The sequence below is a fragment of the Lentzea rhizosphaerae genome (assembly GCF_042649515.1).
In the GTDB taxonomy this organism is placed as follows: Bacteria; Actinomycetota; Actinomycetes; order Mycobacteriales; family Pseudonocardiaceae; genus Lentzea; species Lentzea aerocolonigenes.
Map to the genome: position 1 here is coordinate 142,023 of NZ_JBHRZI010000023.1, position 16,317 is coordinate 158,339.

20 protein-coding genes and 1 pseudogene are annotated in these 16,317 nt (G+C 69.5%); 14 read left to right on the top strand and 7 right to left on the bottom strand.

Going from position 1 to position 16,317, the window contains the following annotated elements:
- The first annotated feature begins 37 nt into the window (after positions 1-37).
- The 3 genes from ACFOWZ_RS27710 to ACFOWZ_RS27720 all read left to right on the top strand — a co-directional run bounded on the left by ACFOWZ_RS27710 (position 38) and on the right by ACFOWZ_RS27720 (position 1,830).
- Positions 38-958, top strand: a complete 921-nt coding sequence (locus ACFOWZ_RS27710) for a hypothetical protein (protein ID WP_382376830.1) — start codon at positions 38-40, stop codon at positions 956-958.
- A gap of 129 nt (positions 959-1,087) precedes the next feature.
- Positions 1,088-1,378: a hypothetical protein gene (locus ACFOWZ_RS27715; RefSeq protein ID WP_382376831.1), complete on the top strand. Its 291-nt coding sequence runs from the start codon at positions 1,088-1,090 to the stop codon at positions 1,376-1,378.
- Between the two features lie 137 nt (positions 1,379-1,515).
- Positions 1,516-1,830, top strand: coding sequence for a hypothetical protein (locus ACFOWZ_RS27720; RefSeq protein WP_382376832.1), 315 nt, complete (start codon positions 1,516-1,518; stop codon positions 1,828-1,830).
- Positions 1,831-1,940: 110 nt separating this feature from the next.
- On the opposite strand, the gene ACFOWZ_RS27725 is transcribed toward ACFOWZ_RS27720, so the two are convergent.
- Positions 1,941-2,288, bottom strand: coding sequence for a hypothetical protein (locus ACFOWZ_RS27725; protein WP_382376833.1), 348 nt, complete (start codon positions 2,286-2,288; stop codon positions 1,941-1,943).
- Between the two features lie 21 nt (positions 2,289-2,309).
- A complete protein-coding gene (locus ACFOWZ_RS27730) occupies positions 2,310-2,666 on the bottom strand; it encodes a hypothetical protein (RefSeq protein WP_382376834.1) in 357 nt (118 codons plus the stop codon).
- A 219-nt stretch (positions 2,667-2,885) separates the two neighbouring features.
- Between ACFOWZ_RS27730 and ACFOWZ_RS27735 the strand changes: the two genes are divergently transcribed.
- Together ACFOWZ_RS27735 and ACFOWZ_RS27740 are read left to right on the top strand one after the other, a co-directional pair.
- Complete coding sequence (locus ACFOWZ_RS27735; protein ID WP_382376835.1) at positions 2,886-3,500, top strand: pyridoxal 5'-phosphate synthase; 615 nt, start codon at positions 2,886-2,888, stop codon at positions 3,498-3,500.
- A gap of 89 nt (positions 3,501-3,589) precedes the next feature.
- Positions 3,590-4,537, top strand: coding sequence for a cellulose-binding domain-containing protein (locus tag ACFOWZ_RS27740; protein WP_382376836.1), 948 nt, complete (start codon positions 3,590-3,592; stop codon positions 4,535-4,537).
- Between the two features lie 12 nt (positions 4,538-4,549).
- Here the strand turns inward: ACFOWZ_RS27740 and ACFOWZ_RS27745 are convergent, their stop codons facing one another.
- Positions 4,550-4,771, bottom strand: coding sequence for a hypothetical protein (locus ACFOWZ_RS27745; protein ID WP_382376838.1), 222 nt, complete (start codon positions 4,769-4,771; stop codon positions 4,550-4,552).
- A 233-nt stretch (positions 4,772-5,004) separates the two neighbouring features.
- On the opposite strand from ACFOWZ_RS27745, the gene ACFOWZ_RS27750 reads away from it, so the two are divergent.
- From ACFOWZ_RS27750 to ACFOWZ_RS27760, 3 genes are read left to right on the top strand one after another with little or no spacing between them, the layout of a single operon-like run.
- The gene (locus tag ACFOWZ_RS27750; protein WP_382376839.1) at positions 5,005-5,844 is read left to right on the top strand and encodes a cellulose binding domain-containing protein; all 840 of its coding nucleotides are present in this window, start codon (positions 5,005-5,007) and stop codon (positions 5,842-5,844) included.
- A 38-nt stretch (positions 5,845-5,882) separates the two neighbouring features.
- A complete protein-coding gene (locus ACFOWZ_RS27755) occupies positions 5,883-6,320 on the top strand; it encodes a nuclear transport factor 2 family protein (protein WP_382376840.1) in 438 nt (145 codons plus the stop codon).
- Entirely contained in the window at positions 6,317-6,871 is a 555-nt protein-coding gene (locus tag ACFOWZ_RS27760; protein WP_382376841.1) for a TetR/AcrR family transcriptional regulator, read from the top strand. Before ACFOWZ_RS27755 ends, ACFOWZ_RS27760 begins: the two co-directional genes overlap by 4 nt.
- 63 nt (positions 6,872-6,934) lie before the next feature.
- Here ACFOWZ_RS27760 and ACFOWZ_RS27765 read toward each other — a convergent pair whose 3' ends face one another.
- Together ACFOWZ_RS27765 and ACFOWZ_RS27770 are read right to left on the bottom strand one after the other, a co-directional pair.
- The gene (locus ACFOWZ_RS27765; RefSeq protein ID WP_382376842.1) at positions 6,935-8,275 is read right to left on the bottom strand and encodes an AbfB domain-containing protein; all 1,341 of its coding nucleotides are present in this window, start codon (positions 8,273-8,275) and stop codon (positions 6,935-6,937) included.
- A gap of 143 nt (positions 8,276-8,418) precedes the next feature.
- The gene (locus tag ACFOWZ_RS27770; protein WP_382376843.1) at positions 8,419-9,603 is read right to left on the bottom strand and encodes a hypothetical protein; all 1,185 of its coding nucleotides are present in this window, start codon (positions 9,601-9,603) and stop codon (positions 8,419-8,421) included.
- Positions 9,604-9,799: 196 nt separating this feature from the next.
- Between ACFOWZ_RS27770 and ACFOWZ_RS27775 the strand changes: the two genes are divergently transcribed.
- The 3 genes and pseudogenes from ACFOWZ_RS27775 (at position 9,800) to ACFOWZ_RS27785 (ending at position 11,389) form a co-directional block, all read left to right on the top strand.
- Positions 9,800-10,420, top strand: a complete 621-nt coding sequence (locus ACFOWZ_RS27775; RefSeq protein WP_382376844.1) for a DUF47 domain-containing protein — start codon at positions 9,800-9,802, stop codon at positions 10,418-10,420.
- Positions 10,420-10,539: pseudogene (locus ACFOWZ_RS27780) on the top strand (inorganic phosphate transporter); the annotation flags it as partial. The gene ACFOWZ_RS27775 and the pseudogene ACFOWZ_RS27780, both read left to right, overlap by 1 nt.
- Before the next feature lie 118 nt (positions 10,540-10,657).
- Positions 10,658-11,389, top strand: a complete 732-nt coding sequence (locus ACFOWZ_RS27785) for a D-Ala-D-Ala carboxypeptidase family metallohydrolase (protein ID WP_382376845.1) — start codon at positions 10,658-10,660, stop codon at positions 11,387-11,389.
- 3 nt (positions 11,390-11,392) lie between these two features.
- On the opposite strand, the gene ACFOWZ_RS27790 is transcribed toward ACFOWZ_RS27785, so the two are convergent.
- Positions 11,393-12,979 carry a serine/threonine-protein kinase gene (locus tag ACFOWZ_RS27790; RefSeq protein ID WP_382376846.1) on the bottom strand — a complete coding sequence of 529 codons (1,587 nt, stop codon included), beginning with the start codon at positions 12,977-12,979 and terminating at the stop codon, positions 11,393-11,395.
- 121 nt (positions 12,980-13,100) lie between these two features.
- On the opposite strand from ACFOWZ_RS27790, the gene ACFOWZ_RS27795 reads away from it, so the two are divergent.
- Positions 13,101-14,639: an HD domain-containing phosphohydrolase gene (locus ACFOWZ_RS27795; protein WP_382376847.1), complete on the top strand. Its 1,539-nt coding sequence runs from the start codon at positions 13,101-13,103 to the stop codon at positions 14,637-14,639.
- A 66-nt stretch (positions 14,640-14,705) separates the two neighbouring features.
- A complete protein-coding gene (locus ACFOWZ_RS27800) occupies positions 14,706-15,071 on the top strand; it encodes a DsrE family protein (protein ID WP_382376848.1) in 366 nt (121 codons plus the stop codon).
- Between the two features lie 75 nt (positions 15,072-15,146).
- On the opposite strand, the gene ACFOWZ_RS27805 is transcribed toward ACFOWZ_RS27800, so the two are convergent.
- Positions 15,147-15,437: a DUF4342 domain-containing protein gene (locus ACFOWZ_RS27805; protein ID WP_382376849.1), complete on the bottom strand. Its 291-nt coding sequence runs from the start codon at positions 15,435-15,437 to the stop codon at positions 15,147-15,149.
- A 200-nt stretch (positions 15,438-15,637) separates the two neighbouring features.
- Here ACFOWZ_RS27805 and ACFOWZ_RS27810 point away from each other — a divergent pair, with 200 nt between their 5' ends.
- Positions 15,638-16,312 (top strand): AIM24 family protein, encoded by a 675-nt coding sequence (locus ACFOWZ_RS27810; protein WP_382376850.1) that lies wholly within the window; start codon positions 15,638-15,640, stop codon positions 16,310-16,312.
- The last annotated feature ends 5 nt before the right edge of the window (positions 16,313-16,317 follow it).

Genomic DNA, 16,317 nt, shown 5'->3' on the forward strand with positions numbered 1-16,317 from the left:
ACGGGTTCGCCCGCACGTCCCGTGCCAGGCTGGCCGGATGGTCACCCCAGCGACGCGGTTGGTCGAAGAGCAGACGCACGTGCTGCGCGAGGCGTTGACGACGGCCCTCCGTTCGATCATCACCGACCTGCCCCACCTGGCGGCCAAGATCACGACGCAGGCGACGCGCTGCCGGGCCACGATCTCCGAGCGGGTGTTCGCCGCGCTCGTCGTGGCGGCGAGGGGTGAGAACCCGAAGAAGGCGTTGCCGTTGTGCGTCGCCTCCGCGCTGTGGTGGATCTCGGCCGAGTCGGACACCCCCGGCGCGCAGTGCGGCGCGGTGCTCGCGATGCGGCACCTGCAGGCGGTCCGAGCGCCGGACAGCCGCAAGCTCGCGTGGTTCTCGGAGATCGCCCGCTCGACCACCTCGGCCCTCGAGACCGGACTCGCCGAGCACAGCCGCCCGCGCAGCGACATCAGCCGCAAGACGGTGCTGGCGCGGAACCTGGGGTTCGCCGGGGCGGCCTACGCGAGGGACGCGGCGATGGCGACCCTGCTCACCGACCGCCAGGCCGACGACGGGTGGCGCGGGTTCGGCGCGCTCTACGGAGTGATGCGGCAACTGCACGCCGACCACCTCCGATCCACAGTGGACCTGGATGCGCACCCGCGGCTCGTCGTGCCTCCGCTGCTGCTCGCACACGCCTCCCGGCAGGGCAGCGCGGGACGGGAGCTCACCCGCCTGCTGCGGTCCGTGCCCTCCGGCGACCCGGGCTGCCAGGCCGTGCTGCGCGACCTCCTGCGCTCACCGCGGACCGTGTCGGCCTACGCGCGAGACCTGCGCCGGTTGCACGGCAAGGCCTGTGGCCTTCTCGACGAGCTGGACTCGGCGGCCGAACCCCGCGCGGCGCTGAGGTCCGTTCTGGACTCGACGCTCGCCCTGCCGATGCCCGGCAGCCGCGAGCTCATCGGCGTGTGAGCGGTTCCTTCCGAATCACGCGGAACATGCTCCGACCGCCTTGCGATCAACGCGGTCCACAAAGGAGGGTTCCTCACATTCGTCAGGTACTCACCGGAGGTGACTGTGCGCGCAAGATTCAGCAGGGCTGTGCGAACGACGGGGGTCGCGCTCGTGCTCGCCTCGGCCGCGGCGACCGTGCTCGGGGTGACGCCCGCGAGCGCCGCCAGCACGTTCATGACGTTCGACCTCGCTTACCGAGGCAACAAGTTCCCTTCGCAGAGCGCCGCGATCAACGAGACGCGACCTGCCGCCGACAGGAAGTGCGTGCAGACCTACGGATTCCGGGCACGCGGGGTCGAGCCCGGCATGCTGTACGGCCTGCAACAGCCAGACGGGTCCAACAGGTGGGTCCAGCCGTGGCGCTGCTACAGCAACTGATTCCTCCCGGCGGAGACGCTTGCGAGGATCTCGGAAAGATTCCGCAGAATTTGGAACACCTCGCCTGAGCGTTGTCGGAACGACCACCGCCAGGCTTAGGTGACCGCACGTTCAAGATCTACTCATGGGAGGTTGCTGTGCTCACGAAGTTCGGCAGGACGGTGCGGACGACCGCGGTCGCGCTCGTCCTCGCCGCGGGCGCCGGAGTCGTGCTCGGTACCGCGCCCGCAAGCGCCGAGTCGTCGACGATCGACTTCGAGCTCGCGTCGCGATCGCCGCAGAAGCCCGCCTGGGAACCCTCGGTGAGGGCGACGGAGGGTGCGGCCAGCCGGCGCTGCTTCGGGGTGTACGGGTTCAGGACTCGCGACTACAAGCCGGAGAGCATCAACGGCTTCAACCGCGGCGACGGGAGCTGGGCCTGGTTCATCAAGTGGCGTTGCTACAGCAACTAGCCGACGGACCTCGAAAGCCCTGGACATTCGTCCAGGGCTTTCGCATGGCCAGGCCGCCCGTCGTCTTGCGATCCATTTCGGGGAACCGCACAGACGAACTCGTGTTCAGCTCAGGAGACCCAGATCCAGCGGTAGCGCTGCGCGTCCTCGCCACCGATGTTGAGCCGGGCGCGGTTCTCGGTGTTGCCCTCGCACCTGCCGCCGCCGTAGGTCTGCACGAACGGCGTTTCGTCGTGGCCGATGAACACGTCCGGGTGCTGACCCGACGGGCCGATCAGGCACCGGCCGTTCACGCGGATGCTCTTGACGTGGGAGACCTGGTACGAAACGGCCACGCACGACGAGAACGGCTGCGCCCGGCAGGTCGCCGCGACGGCCGAACCCGGTACCAGCACGGTGCTCGCCGACACGGCGGCCACCGCTGCCACTCCCGCCAGCCACGCCTTCTTGCGATTCATCATCTGCACCTTTTCCTTCACTTATCGGGAGATCGTCACCCAGCGGTAGCCGCGGTCGTCCTCGGTGAGCGCCCAGCGAACGGTCGCGGAGTTGTGCGTGTTGCTCTCACACCTGCTGCCGCCGTAGGTCTGGACGTCCGGGAACGCGTCGGCCACGTCGTCGACGTGGACGCTCGAGTACGTTCCGGACGCGCCGATCAGGCACCGCCCGTCCACACGGATGCTCTTGACGTGCGACGTCTGGTACGAGAGGCCGACGCAGGACTTGAACTCCGGCGCGTTGCACGTCGCGGCGGAGGCCGGGCCCGCGGTCAGCACCGCGATGCCGGCCGACGTCACGACCGCGGCGATTGCGCTCGCGGCCCACATGCGATTCATCTTCAGCAACCTTTCGTCGTACGAGCGCACCGGAGTGTGCCCGACCATCCATCCTGGACAGTCCGTCACGAAGAAATCCCCTAAGTATTCGGACTTCTGTCGGAGCCGAGTCCGGACTGGCCTTCCGCGACTTTCGGACGTTCCTCCTCAGCGCACGCATTGCGCAACGGTGTCGATCTTCCGACCATGTGACGCGCGTGCGAGCAGAGGAGCAGCGGAATGACAGTGAACGTCCGGCACACCTACATCGGGCCGGAGTTCACCGTCCCGCCCGCCGAGCCGATTTCCCTGCTGCGCGACTGGTTCGCGCTGGCCGTGGCACGCGACGTCGACGAGCCCGACGCGATCGCGCTGAGCACTGTCGCCGCGAACGGCCGCCCGTCCAGCCGCACCGTGCACGTGCACCGGATCACCCACCGCGGACTCGTCATCACCACCCACGCGACCAGCCGCAAGGGACAGGAGATCGAGCAGACCGGGCAGTGGTCCGGCGTCACGTACTGGCGGGAGACGAACCAGCAGATCACCTTCAGCGGCCACGTCGAGCCCGCCGACGCGGGGCTCGCGGACGTGCTTTGGCGGCAACGGCCGGCCCTGGTGAGGGCCATGTCGGCCACGACGGCGCAGAGCGAACCGCTGACCGACCAGAAGTCGTTGCTCGCGCGTGCCCTGGGCAGGCAGCGGATGCCGTTGCCCCGGCCACGCACCTGGGTCGCGCTCCACCTCGTGATCACCGAGGCGGAGTTCTGGCAGAGCAGCCCGGACGCGCTGCACCGGCGACTGCGCTACGACCTCACCGACGGCGGGTGGACGTCGGTCAGGCTGCAACCCTGAGTGGTTGTCCCGCCGAAGAACGCCGAGAGTTTTCCGGGTACTCCGGAAGGTTCCGCCCGTGCCGTGTCACGCCCTCTAGCTTCTGAACGATGAGGCCACCGCACTTGACCATCGCCACCCTGGCCGTTTCCGCGCTCTCGGCCGGATGTGCCGGCGGCAGTTCCGGTCCGCTGCCGGAGCCGACCACGGCGAGCCTGCGGCCGCCGGTGCCGGAGGGCTCGGTCGAGGTGACGGTGAAGGAAGTCAAGGACGGCAGGACCGTGTTGCTGTCCAACGGTTCCCAGATCCGCATCACCGGACTCGCCGAGCCGGGCACGTGCTGGGCGGAGGCAGGTGCGACGTTCGCCAGGACCACACTGCTGGACAAGACGGTCCGCGTCACCGAGTCCGCGCCGGACGCGTCGCCGCTGTGGCTGTCCGACGGCACCGACTACGCACTCCTCGCCGTGGGTGTGGGCGTGATGCGCACCGACTCCGGCGACTACCCGGCCTTCAAACAGGCCGAGCAGGCCGCGGCGGACAACGCGGCCGGCCTGTGGGGACCGCCCTGCAACGCCCAGCCCGCCGCGGCGCCACCGACGACCACGACGACGGTCACCACGCCGGCGCCGGCGGTGGCCCTCCCCGCACCGAAGACACCGCCCAGGACGCCGCCGAAGTCCCAGAAGCCGGCCGCGACTCCCGCGCCACCACCGCCCGCTCCTCCCGCTCCCACCTACGGCTGCCGGGTGACCTACCGCGTCACGGACCAGTGGAACGGCAGCTTCCGCACCGACGTGACCATCGCCAACACCGGCTCGGCCGCCGTCAACGGCTGGACGCTGAGCTGGATCTTCGGTGCGGGCCAGGCCGTCAACAACATGTGGAACGCGACCTACCGCCAGTCCGGTGGCTGGGTCGGCGCCACGAACGTCGGCTACAACCCGACCATCCCGCCCGGCGGTTCGCTGCTGATCGGGTTCACCGCCACGAACGGTGCCGGCAATCCCGCTCCCGGCGCCTTCTCCCTCAACGGCCGCTCCTGCACCACCGGCTGACCTGAGAACGTCTCAGCCGGTCCGCACGAGCGAGAGCGCGTCGGCGTGGAGGTAGCCGTTGCCGCTCGACACCCGGATCGTCACGGTCGCTGTGCCCGCCGCCAGCGAGATGTTCGCGAGTTCGCGCCTGGTCCAGCCGCTGGAGGCCGGAACGGTGAGGGTGCGCGTGCCTCCGGCCGCGTCGGTGACCGTGACCTGTGCGGCGCTGAGCGAGCATTGCGAGTTCTCGCGCACTGCCCATCACCGCGCCAGACGGGCGTGCTGAGCGCCGCTGCCCAGAACTGCCAAAGCCCTCCACCATGTCCAACGCCACATGAATCGCCCTACCAGGTCGTTCGACGACGTTCGACGATCCATCACGAACGAGACCCATAAGTCTCGTATTGACCACCAGAGAAGTCGGCCCTACGTTCACCCGTCGTTGGTCAGATCCGGCCAACGCATCACCGCTGTACGGGGGAACTGTGATGCGCGAAGGGTGGCGCACCGTGGCCGTCGCCATGGTGCTGGTGAGCGCGAGCTGCGCCGGCAACACGACCACGCCCACCGGGACCATCACCCCGTCCCGGACGCCTTCGATCGTCGCGCCGCCGAGCCTGCAGGACACGGTGAGGCTGACGGTGCACGGTGTGATCGACGGCCGCACGGTCCTGCTGTCGGACGGCTCCAGGATCGTCATCGACGGCCTGGCCGCACCCGAACCGTGCTGGGCTGCCGCCGCGGCTGTCTTTGCCAAGAGTTTCCTCCTGGACAGGCCCGTCCTGGTCGAACGCTTCCCGTCGGACGAGGAGGCGGCGCTGTGGCTCCAGGACGGCACCGAGTACGCGCTTCTCACCGTGGGCCAGGGCGTTCTGCGCGGCGACGCGCCCCACGACCCCGCCTACGGTGCCGCCGAGGACACTGCCAAGAGGGCCGGGCTGGGCCTGTGGGGCCCGCCGTGCCTCGGCCAGGCGACGCCGCCCTCCGGCTCCGCCACTCCTGCTCCCACGTACGGCTGCACCGTCACCTACCGGGTCGCCCACCGGTGGCAGAACGGCTTCCACGCCGAGGTGACCATCGCCAACACCGGCAACACCCTCGTCACCGACTGGTCGTTGCGGTGGACGTTCGCGCGCGGGGAAAGGGTGACCGACACGTGGAACACGAAGATCGAGCAGTCCGGCGCGACCGTGAAGGCCGGCGCCTCCGCCACGATTCCCGCGGGTGGCACGCAGTGGTTGCGGTTCAACGCCACGCAGGGACCGGAGAGCCCGGTCCCGCAGTCCTTCACGTTGAACGATCGGCGCTGTGACGTCAGGAGCGCGTGACCCTGGTGCAACTTCTTACTTACTTGTAAGTTAGAAGCATGACGATCCTGGCTGAGGTGGCCGCCACCGACATCGACGCGGTCGAGGAGTTCTGCGGGCTGTGGGAGAAGGCGTGGAACGGGCACGACGCGGACGCCGTCGCGGCCCTGTGCGCGGACGACCTCGTGTACGACGAACCGGCGCTGCGCTCGACGGAGTACGGCCCGGACGCCCTCCGCGCCTTCGTCACGCACATGAGCAGGACTTTCCCGGACTACTCGTTCACACGCATCGGCTACTACGCCGACGTGACGCGGCGCGCGCTCGTGGTGGCGTGGCACTTCACCGGCACCCACTCCGGCAACGGCCGGCGGGTCGAGTTCCACGGCGACGACCGGCTGGAGCTGGGCGAGGACGGACTGGTTCACGCCTACCGCTGCCTCTACGACAACAAGTTCGTGGAGCGCCAGGTCCGCGGCGAAGCCGTCAGGGGGTGAGCGGAACCGCGCCCGTCCGGATGCCCGCCGCGGCGCGCCGGGCGGTGATCCTCGAAGCGGCCGCCACCGAGTTCGCCCGCAACGGCCTGGCGGGCGGGCGCCTGGAGGTCATCGCCGAGCAGGCCGGTGTCTCGCACCCGCGCATCGTGCAGCTCTTCGGCTCCAAGAAGAAGTTGTTCCTGGAGGTCGTCGACGTCACCTTCGACAAGATCGAGGCCGTGTTCGAGCGCGCGGAGCCGACGTTGACCGCGCTGGGCGACGCCTATGTGAAGCTTCTGCGCCGTGAGCCGAGTACTGGTCTCGTGATGCTGCAGGGTTTCGCGGCGGCGGCCGACGCCGAGGTGCAGGTGGCGGTGCGGCGACGTCATCTGGACCTGATGAAGGCGATCGCCCGGTTGACGGGCGCGGATGCCTTGCAGGTGCGGACGTTCTTCGCGACGGGCCTGATCCAGACCGTCTCGACCGCGCTCGAACTTTCAGAGCGGCGCGCCGACACCGCCTGGAGCGCCTGGATTCTCCAGCTCGTCGCTCCGGCCGGGCAGGACGACTGAGCAGTCCACTGTGGATGCCGCCTGGTGGGGGTTCCACGCAGGCGGCGAGTCCACCGAACTGGTTCAGCCGAGCGGCGAGGTGACCGTGAAGGACGCGTCGCCCGCGAAACCCGAGCCGGACGCGAACTGGTCGACCCTCAGCTCGAAGGCGTAGTGCCGCAGGTACCGGCCGGGGTGGCTGTAGGACTCCAGCGACAGACCGCCTGCGAGCCCCGCGCGGCCGCAGAACGTGGCATCACTGGCGAACGCCCCGTCACCGCTGTTGACGTCCAGCCGCACGCGGAAGTTGTAGTGCCGCAGGTAGCGGTCCGGGAAGTTCACCGAACGCAACGACACGCAGGCCGCGTTCGCCAGGCCGGGCACGACGGTGAAGGTGGCGTCCTGCCGGTCGGTGGCCGTGTTGATCTGCTCGACGTAGGCGAGGTTGGAGCGGTGCCGCACATGACGGTCGGGGTAGTTCACCGAACGCAGAGAACGGTTTCCGGTCGGCACCGCCGTTCCGTCGCCCGCGTCCTCGCGCAGCACGGTGAAGTGGCGTGCTGTGCCCGACAGGCCCGGCAGCTCCGTCTTCGCACCGAACGAGAAGAGGTCGGCGCTGTCGGCGTAGAAGTACCGTTTTTGGCCGTACTGGTCGAAGTAGAGGCGCCAGCGGTTGTCCGGGAGCTGCACCAGGGCGGGCCCCTCCAGGCCGGAGCCCCAGCCCGCCCAGTTGCCGGTCCCCTGGAACGTCCACGGTCCGTTCAGCGAGGTCGCGGTCGCGTGCTCGATGTACTTCGTCGTCTCGTTCTTGAGGAAGTTGTGGTAGGTGCCGCCGGTCTTCACCACGAAGCTGTCGATGTAGTTCGCCGCGATGCCCAGCGCGACCGGTGACGTCCAGGCCGACAGGTCGGCGTTGGTCGCGGACACGCGGTAGGGCCGGAACTGTCCCGCCGTGCCGGTGGTGGAGGCGGAGAAGATGACGTGCACGCTGCCGTCGGTGTCCTTGAACCACTCCGGAGCCCACGTGCTGCCGGTCGAGCCGTTGAGCCCGACCTTGACGTTGCGCAGGAACGTCCACGTCGTGTGGTCGGCGCTGCGGGCGAAGCCGATGGTGTCGCCGGTCCAGCCGGTCGTGTAGACGACGTAGTAGTAGCCGTCGGTGTGCCGCATGACGCTCGGGTCGCGGATCAGCCCCGAAGGCGGCGTGTAGGCGTTCGCCCGCAGCAGCGAGAAGTTCGTCGCGTTCGCCGAGTCGTAGACGTACATGTTCGACTCGCTGCTGTTGGTGAACGCCGTCATGAGGTAGTGCGGAACCGGGCCTGCCGCCTGGGCGGCCGGTGCGGTGACGGCGAGGCCGGTGACCGCACCGGCGAAGGTGGCGAACGCGGCGAGCAGCGGACGCCATCGGTGGTTGCGCAGGCGCATGTACCCGGCTCCTCTCATCGTCGTTGATGAATCCGGTAGTGAGCGCTAACACTATGACCGGCTACATGTCCGATGACAATGTCCAGGTTCAGCTATTTCTCGAACAAACAGCGGCGGAGCGTCTTGTTAGCGCGCACAAGTGCTCACAGCGCGCCGCCCGGCCGCCGTCCACCGGTCAGCGCCTCGACCTGCTCGGCGGTGAACGGCGGCCCGAGCAGGTCCCCGCGCAGGGCGTGGCAGCGGAACATGTCGGCGATGTAGTGCATGCGGTCCGGCAGGTCGGCCCAGTCGCGGGCGGCGGTGCCGCGCATGCTGTCGGGGGTCGGGTCGACGGTCTTCAGCAGTGCGAGCAGGTCCGGGTCGGACAGCTCCGCGAGCTCCGGCGGGAACGTCGCGGGCAGGTCCCTGCTCAGGTCGAGCAGTTCACCGCCGGGCAGCGCGAGGGTCATCAGGTGTTCGGTGACCGCCCGCCGGACCAGCGCGCGCACCTGGTCGGCCAGCTGCTCGCCGGCGATGCGGACGGCGGTCCGCCTGCCCAGCACGGTCAGCAGGGCCACGCGGAACCACCTGACCACCCGGTTGCCCGGCAGCAGCACCTCGAACAGGCGGCGTTCGAGGTCGCGGGGGTCGACGACGGGTGCCTCCGTCGCGGCGGCGATCTCCGGTTGCAACCGGGTCTGCTCGTGCAGGCCCACCTCGATGTTCGCCAGGAGCAGGAGCTCGGCCCGCTGTTTCGGGTCGCTGGTGGTCATCGCGCGGTGGTAGCGGGTGAAGGCCTGCCGCAGGTAGCGCTGCCCCTCGGGTGGTTCGCCCGGCCGGAGCCCGTCGCAGAACTCCTCGATCCGCTCGTCGCCGGGCCCCTGGCCGAACTCGGCGAGGAACCGCGCGAACTCACGCGCGATCTCCTCGAAGACCTTGAGGTTGCCCTGTGCCCCCGCGGCGCTGACGTCGTCGAGCCGTGCGGTCGTCACGATCGTCCGGCGCACGATCTCGTGCACGCGCTCCAGGTCCTGTTGCGGAACGGCCCGTCGCAGGCTGCGCGCCACCAGGTCGATTCCGGCGGCCGCCTCGGGTGAGGACGTCAGCAGCCGTTCCGCGGTGCGCGCGAGGTCCTCCTGCCGGATGGTCTGCCCGATCTGCTTGGAGGCCCACACCGCGAAGGTGCACCAGTTCGCGGACCCGCCGGTGCGGGCGGCCAGGGCCAGCGACAGCTGGTGGTAGCAGTGGGTGATCTGAAGGTTGCGGACGACGGGGTCGGGGTGCGCCGCGATCCGGTCGACGTCCCCGACGACCGGGACGCCGTGCACGTCCGCGCTGGTCCGGCTCATGAGGCCGGCTTCTCTCTTCCAGTGTTCACACCTCTTGATCGTCCGTGGAGGGGTGAACGTGACGCGGCAGATCGGTCGTGAGCCCGTGTTCGGTCGTCGCGCCAGTGGGTAGCCCTGCCCCGTCAGCACCGGCGAACTCCGCCCGCCCAGGACCACGACCACCCCGGTCTCGATCGCCTGAGGAGAGGTCATCGGCATGCGCATCAGCCGCAAGCCCACGGGCGCGAAGTTCTTCGAGCTGTTCACCGAGATCGGCGCGAACATCGGCGGCGGCGTGGAGCTGCTGCGCGAGTTCGTCCAGGCGCCCGAGGCAGACCGCGTCGAGCTGGCGGCACGGATGCACGCCCTCGAGAACGCCGCCGACGACGCCACCCACGCCATCATCGAGCACCTCGACCGGTCGTTCGTCACGCCGTTCGACCGGGAGGACATCTACCGCCTCGCGGCCAGGCTGGACGACGTCGTCGACCACATGGACGCCGCGGTCGACCTGGCGACCCTCTACCGCGTGGGCGAGCTGCCGGGCGGCGTCGCGGTGCAGGCCGACCTGCTGTGCCGGGCCGCTCAGCTCACCGCCGCGGCCATGCCCCGGCTCGCCGAACCGCAAGAGCTGACCGCGTACTGGGTCGAGGTGAACCAGATCGAGAACGAGGCCGACCAGGTCTACCGCAGACTGCTGTCGGAGCTGTTCAACGGTGAGCGCGACGCTCTCGAGGTCATGAAGCTCAAGGACGTGGTGGACCAGCTGGAGGCCGCCGCCGACGCCTTCGAACACGTGGCGAACGCCGTGCACTCGATCGCCGTCAAGGAAGCGTGATGCCGACCGCCGGACTGGTGGTCGTGATCGTGCTCGCGCTCGCGTTCGCCTTCACCAACGGCTTCCACGACGCGGCCAACGCCATCGCGACCGCGGTCTCCACCCGTGCCCTGACCCCACACATCGGCTGGACGGGTGGTTCACCTCCGCCGAACTAGGAGTTCACTTGGTTGCTCATTGACAGCCCCGGTGCGAACTCGACACGCTGCACCTCCCTGTGATCGAAAGGTAGCTGTCGTGAAACTCCGCTTCGTCTTACCGGTGCTCGCCCTGCTCCTCACCGCCGGTGTCGCTCCCGCAGCCGCAGAAACCGGTCCCTCCGCAGCCGACGCCTGCTACACCTGGGGGCGCACGCTCTCGGAAGGAACCTCGGGCGAGGACGTCCGTCAGCTGCAGATCCGGGTGGCCGGATATCCGGGCTACGGCGGCGTTCTCGGCCTCGACGGACAGTTCGGCCCAGCCACCGAAGCGGCGGTGTCCCGGTTCCAGCAGGCCTACGGTCTCGGCGCCGACGGCATCGCGGGGCCGGCGACGTTCGCGAAGATCTACGAGCTGCAGGACAACGACTGCACGCCGGTCAACTTCTCCTACGACGAGCTGAACAACTGCAACTCCGACTGGTCCGGCGGCAACGTCTCCGCTGCCACCGCGCGCGCCAACGCCCTGGTGTCGATGTGGAAGCTGCAGGCCATGCGGCACGCCATGGGCGACAGGCCGATCGACGTCAACGGCGGCTTCCGCAGCGTCTCCTGCAACAACGCCGTCGGCGGCTCCCCCACGAGCCGTCACCTGTACGGCGACGCCGTCGACCTCGGCGCGGGCGCACAGGGCTTCTGCGCGTTGGCGCGGCAGGCCCGCAACCACGGCTTCAACGAGATCCTCGGGCCGGGCTACACCGGTCACGACGACCACGTGCACGTCGCGCACCGCTCCACCCGCTTCTGGTCCGCACCGAGCTGCGGCGTGTAGCTCTCAGAGCTCCGCCAGGACCGTCGTGCTCCACCACAGGTCGAGCCTGTCGAGGGTGTTGATGTCACCAGGCCTCTTCACCGCGCCGATGGTGAGGGTGCGGGTGTCGACCCACCAGACCTGGGCGTTGCCGTCGCCGACGAAGCACGTGGTGAACTCGCCGGGGAGCTCGCCGTCACTGACGACGCGGCGGTAGAGCTTGTAGTGGATCGGGTCGATGTTGGGCCGGCACCTGCCGGCGTCGTCGATCCGCGGGATGCCCTTGCTGGTCACCAGCGTCTGGAAGTACGCGTCCTGGGTGTGGCGGTCGCCGAACAGCCGGAACTCGGCCTCGGTCGGGGGGAGGTGGGCGGGATCGGACGACGAGTTCGGCTTGGCGCAGCGGACCGTGGCGACCGCGCCGCCGTCGGGAGTGACCGGTGCACACGAGCCGGCACCCCGGTAGACGGTCGGCAGGGTGGACAGCAGCACGTCGTCCTGTGGCGACCGCGTCGTGGTGGTGGTCGCGGGCGAGCTGGACGTGCTCGTCGTGGTGGTGGTCGAGGTGGTGGCGGAGCCGCGCTTCTTGTCGCCGTTCGAGAAGACGATCGCCGTCACGACCAGCAACACCACGACCGCCAGGGCTCCGGCGATGAGGGCTGGTGACGCGGCGCCGGGCTCGGCACCGCTCGCCTGTGGTCGCACGACCTCGGTGGCCGCGGTGTCCGCCTGCCGAGCGGTCATCGGGGTCGTGGGGGTGGCGGGCCCTGCCGGTGGGATCGCACTGGCAGGTGCCGACGCCAGGGCCTGCGCGGCCGCCCGTGCGAGCTCACCCGCGGTGGCGTAGCGGTCGGCGGGGTTCTTCGCCATGCCCCGCGCGATGACGTCGTCCAACGCCGGCGGTACGGCCGGGTTCACCGCGGACGCCCTCGGCGGCGGTTCCTTCAGATGCGCCCAGATCTGGGCCGCGGTGCCGTCCGCGATGAACGGACGCCGGCCCGCCACGCACGCGAACAGCACCCCGGCCAGGGCGTACACGTCCGCACGGCCGTCCACCGGTCCGCTCTCGAAGCGCTCGGGAGCCATGTAGTCCAGCGTGCCGACCACCAAGCCGGACGCCGTCAGCGCCGTCGCCGTCGGCGAGACGCTGCGGGCGATGCCGAAGTCCACCAGGTACACGAAGTCACCGGAGGTCACGAGCACGTTCGACGGCTTCACGTCGCGGTGCACGAGCCCGTCGGCGTGTGCGGCGTCCAGGGCGCTCGCCACCTGCTCGACGATGCGCACGGCCCGCGACGGTTCGATCGCCCTCTCACGGATCACGTCCGACAGGTCGGCGCCCTCGACCAGCCGCATGTCCAGGTAGAGCCGGTCGTCGATCTCGCCGTAGGCGTGGATGGGGATGACGTGCGGCTCCCGCAGCCGCGCCACGATCTGGGCCTCGCGGCGGAAGCGGGCGCGGTACTCGTGGTCGCCGTGGTGGGCGGGCGACAGCCTCTTCAGCGCGACGAACCGGTCGTGCACCGTGTCGTAGGCCCGGTGCACCTCGCCCATCCCACCCCGGCCGAGCAGCTGCTCTATCCGGTACGGCCCGAACGTCTCCTGCGTCATCGTCCCCCGTGTCCCGAGAGCCTTGTCCGTTCGCCGCGAGCAGCTTACTTTCGCACTCGCGCCGCGCGGGCGGACAACGTGAAACCACAGCCGAACCAGCTCGCGGAGCTACCCTTCGCGGGTGGAGCTTGGTGATCGCGACGCCGGGATCGACCTGGCCGAACTGCTGGCGGCGTTCTCGCTCGCCACGGACCTCGGGCTGGGTCAGCCGATGGAGCACGTGCTCCGGTCGTGGCGGATCGCCGAGCGCCTCGCCCAGCACGTGGGCCTGCCGGAGGACCAGCAGCGGTCGCTGTTCTACGTCTCCATGCTCGGCTGGGTCGGCTGCGTCGCGGACTCACCCGAGGTGGCCGCGTCGTTCGGTGACGACATCGCCTTCCGCGCGGACAGCTACGAGGTCGATCTCGCCGGGATGGCGGGGATCGGCTTCTTCCTGCGGCGGGCCGGCCGGGGTGGACCGATGTGGCACCGGCTCCGGGTCGCGACGACGATGCTGACGACCGGCGGCCAGAACGTCGTGCAGGGCATGCAGTCGCACTGCACGACCACGTCGACGCTGGCGGAACGGCTCGGGCTCGGCGAGGACGTCGTCACCGCGTTGCGGCAGTTCTTCACCCGCTGGGACGGCCGAGGGGTCCCGCACGGGGTGGGTGGCACGGACATCGCGCCGACCATCCGCCTGCTGCACCTGGCCGACGTCGTCGAGGTGCGGCACCGGACCGGCGGGATCGACGCCGCGCTCGAAGTCGCGAAAGCACGGCGCGGCAGCCAGTTCGCACCCGACGTCGTCGACGCGTTCCTCGCGCACGCGCCAGAAGTGTTGTCCGGCACCGAAATCGGCCCACTCACCGCCGACCGCCCGCTGACCGAGAACGAACTGGACACGGCGCTGGAAGCCTTGGCGGACTTCACCGATCTGCGCTGCGCCTCGCGCGCCGGGCACTCCCGCGGCGTTGCCGAGCTCGCCGGTGCGGCGGCCCGGTCCGTGGGGCTGCCCGTCCGCGACGTCGTGGCCACCCGGCGCGCGGGCCTGTTGCACGACATCGGGTTGCACGGCGTCCCGGTGACGGTCCTGGACCAGCCCGGACCGCTGTCGGCCACCGACTGGGAACGCGTGCGGCTCAGCTCGTACTACACCGAACGCGTCCTGTCGCGCCCGGCCGCGTTGGCCAAGCTGGGCTCGATCGCCGCAACGGCCCACGAACGCGTGGACGGCAGCGGCTACCACCGCGGCCTGTCCGGCGCGGCCGTGCCGATGACCGGTCGTCTGCTCGCCGCGGCCTGCGCGTATCGGGCGATGCTCGAACCCAGGGCGCACCGGCCGGCGTTGACGGACAAGCAGGCCGTCAGCGCAGTGCGGGACGCGATCCGCACCGGCGGCCTCGACGGCGACGCGGCCGAGGCCGTCCTCGCCGCCGCGGGCAACGGCACCCGGCGGCGCGTGTCCGGACCCGCCGGCCTCACCCCGCGCGAGGTCGAGGTGCTGATCCTGATCTCCCGCGGCGCGCAGACCGGCGAGGTCGCCGAGCAGCTGGGGATCTCCCGCAAGACGGCCGGGACGCACATCGAGCGGATCTACACCAAGACCGGGGCGTCGTCACGCTCGACGGCGACGTTGTTCGCACTGCGCAACGGCCTGCTCGATCCGCTAGTGCCGTAGGGAGAACGCCCGACGACACGGGACCTCCCCGCTCCTAACGTCCTGTTCAGACGAAGGGAGCAGAACATGTCGAACAAAGCAGTCATCAGCCTCGCGACGGGACTCGAGGACTCCGAGAAGGTGACCGTCGCGTTCCTGGTCGCGATCGGCGCCGCGGAGACCGGACGCGAAACCATGATGTTCTTGTCCAAGGAGGCGGTGCGCCTCGCGCTGACCGGCACCGCCGCGGGCGTCGCGTGCGACGGCTGTCCGCCGCTGGCAGACCTCTTCCAGCGCTACGAGGCGGCGGGCGGCCGGTACTACGTCTGCCCGCTCTGCTTCAACGCCAAGCAACTCGACGCCGGCAACCTCATTCCCGGCGCGGAGATCAACGGCACGATCCCGTTGTGGAAGTGGATCGGCGACGAGCCCGCGACCACCTTCAGCTACTGAAGTCCAACGACACCGGTGGGTTCGCCTCGCAAGGCGAACCCACCGGTGTCCTTCACCCGATCCCCCGCAGGCTCACTACGCCTGGTCGGACTCGACCGTCGTCGCGGGCTCGCTGCCCGGCTTCCGGCGGTCCTCCAGCTTGATCTCGCACTTGCCCACCAGCGCGACACCGGCACCGATCGTCGTGGCCACCGGCGCGGCCAGCGCCGCGACCAACCCGAGAGCCACGGGCACCTCGAGCACCACGTCGTCCTTGCTGTCACGCACGACCACGTGACGGTTGATGCCCTCGCTGACCAGCCCGCGAACGGCGTCGACCACCGAGTCGACGGCGGTACGGGTGTACTCGGGCTTGGATTCGGTCATGACTCTCCTCGAACTGCGGATCTCCCCTTGACGATCTCCAGCATGCCCGCACCCCGCCGCCCTGCCATCGGGGTTTCTCCCTGAACCGCACCTGATATGCCCCCGAGGACGCCGATACATCTTATTTCGGTCTGCACTGAAGCTATAAAACAGACAGATCAAGGCGCGCGCTCTCGTGATCACCTGCATCATCTGCACCCATGCGCAGCTCACTGTTCAACCACCAGGAACGGTCCGTCGAGCCGGGAAGCTTCCAACTGCAGAACGAACGCATGCTCAAGGTGGACCTCACCGGCAGCGGCGGTTTCTTCTTCGCCAAGCAGGGATCGATGGTCGCCTACCAGGGTGACGTCGACTTCGCCTACGAAGGCGCCGGCGGACTCGGCAAGTTGTTCAAGAAGGCCTTCACCGGGGAAGGCATGTCGCTGATGAAGGTCTCGGGCAGCGGCGACGTGTTCCTCGCCCAGGACGCCGACGAGATCTTCGTGCTGTACCTGGAGGACGAGGCCGTCACCGTCAACGGCAAGAACGTGCTCGCCTTCGACAGCACGCTGAAGTGGGACATCAACCGGACCGAGGGCGCGTCGATGCTCAGCGGCGGCCTGTTCAACACCACGTTCACCGGCACCGGCGCGTTGGCCGTCACCGCCTACGGGACGCCGGTGGTGCTCAACGTGGACGTGCCGACGTACGTCGACATGCAGTCCGCCGTGCTGTGGTCGACCTCGTTGCAGTCCTCGATCCGCAAGACGGCTAAGCTCGGTGCCGTCATCGGGCGCGGCTCGGGTGAGGCGTACCAGCTCGCGTTGTCGGGCAAGGGCATCGTCGTCGTGCAGGCGTCGGAAGGTCACCCCGTCCCGGCCGCGCACGGGTAGCCGCC

Coding starts and splice junctions, on each gene's coding strand:
- ACFOWZ_RS27725 (WP_382376833.1), bottom strand. CDS start 2,288: ATGAATCGCAAGAAGGCGTGGCTGGCGGGAGTGGCAGCGGTGGCCGCC.
- ACFOWZ_RS27730 (WP_382376834.1), bottom strand. CDS start 2,666: ATGAATCGCATGTGGGCCGCGAGCGCAATCGCCGCGGTCGTGACGTCG.
- ACFOWZ_RS27735 (WP_382376835.1), top strand. CDS start 2,886: ATGACAGTGAACGTCCGGCACACCTACATCGGGCCGGAGTTCACCGTC.
- ACFOWZ_RS27740 (WP_382376836.1), top strand. CDS start 3,590: ATGAGGCCACCGCACTTGACCATCGCCACCCTGGCCGTTTCCGCGCTC.
- ACFOWZ_RS27750 (WP_382376839.1), top strand. CDS start 5,005: ATGCGCGAAGGGTGGCGCACCGTGGCCGTCGCCATGGTGCTGGTGAGC.
- ACFOWZ_RS27755 (WP_382376840.1), top strand. CDS start 5,883: ATGACGATCCTGGCTGAGGTGGCCGCCACCGACATCGACGCGGTCGAG.
- ACFOWZ_RS27810 (WP_382376850.1), top strand. CDS start 15,638: ATGCGCAGCTCACTGTTCAACCACCAGGAACGGTCCGTCGAGCCGGGA.
- ACFOWZ_RS27800 (WP_382376848.1), top strand. CDS start 14,706: ATGTCGAACAAAGCAGTCATCAGCCTCGCGACGGGACTCGAGGACTCC.
- ACFOWZ_RS27765 (WP_382376842.1), bottom strand. CDS start 8,275: ATGCGCCTGCGCAACCACCGATGGCGTCCGCTGCTCGCCGCGTTCGCC.
- ACFOWZ_RS27805 (WP_382376849.1), bottom strand. CDS start 15,437: ATGACCGAATCCAAGCCCGAGTACACCCGTACCGCCGTCGACTCGGTG.
- ACFOWZ_RS27710 (WP_382376830.1), top strand. CDS start 38: ATGGTCACCCCAGCGACGCGGTTGGTCGAAGAGCAGACGCACGTGCTG.
- ACFOWZ_RS27790 (WP_382376846.1), bottom strand. CDS start 12,979: ATGACGCAGGAGACGTTCGGGCCGTACCGGATAGAGCAGCTGCTCGGC.
- ACFOWZ_RS27770 (WP_382376843.1), bottom strand. CDS start 9,603: ATGAGCCGGACCAGCGCGGACGTGCACGGCGTCCCGGTCGTCGGGGAC.
- ACFOWZ_RS27775 (WP_382376844.1), top strand. CDS start 9,800: ATGCGCATCAGCCGCAAGCCCACGGGCGCGAAGTTCTTCGAGCTGTTC.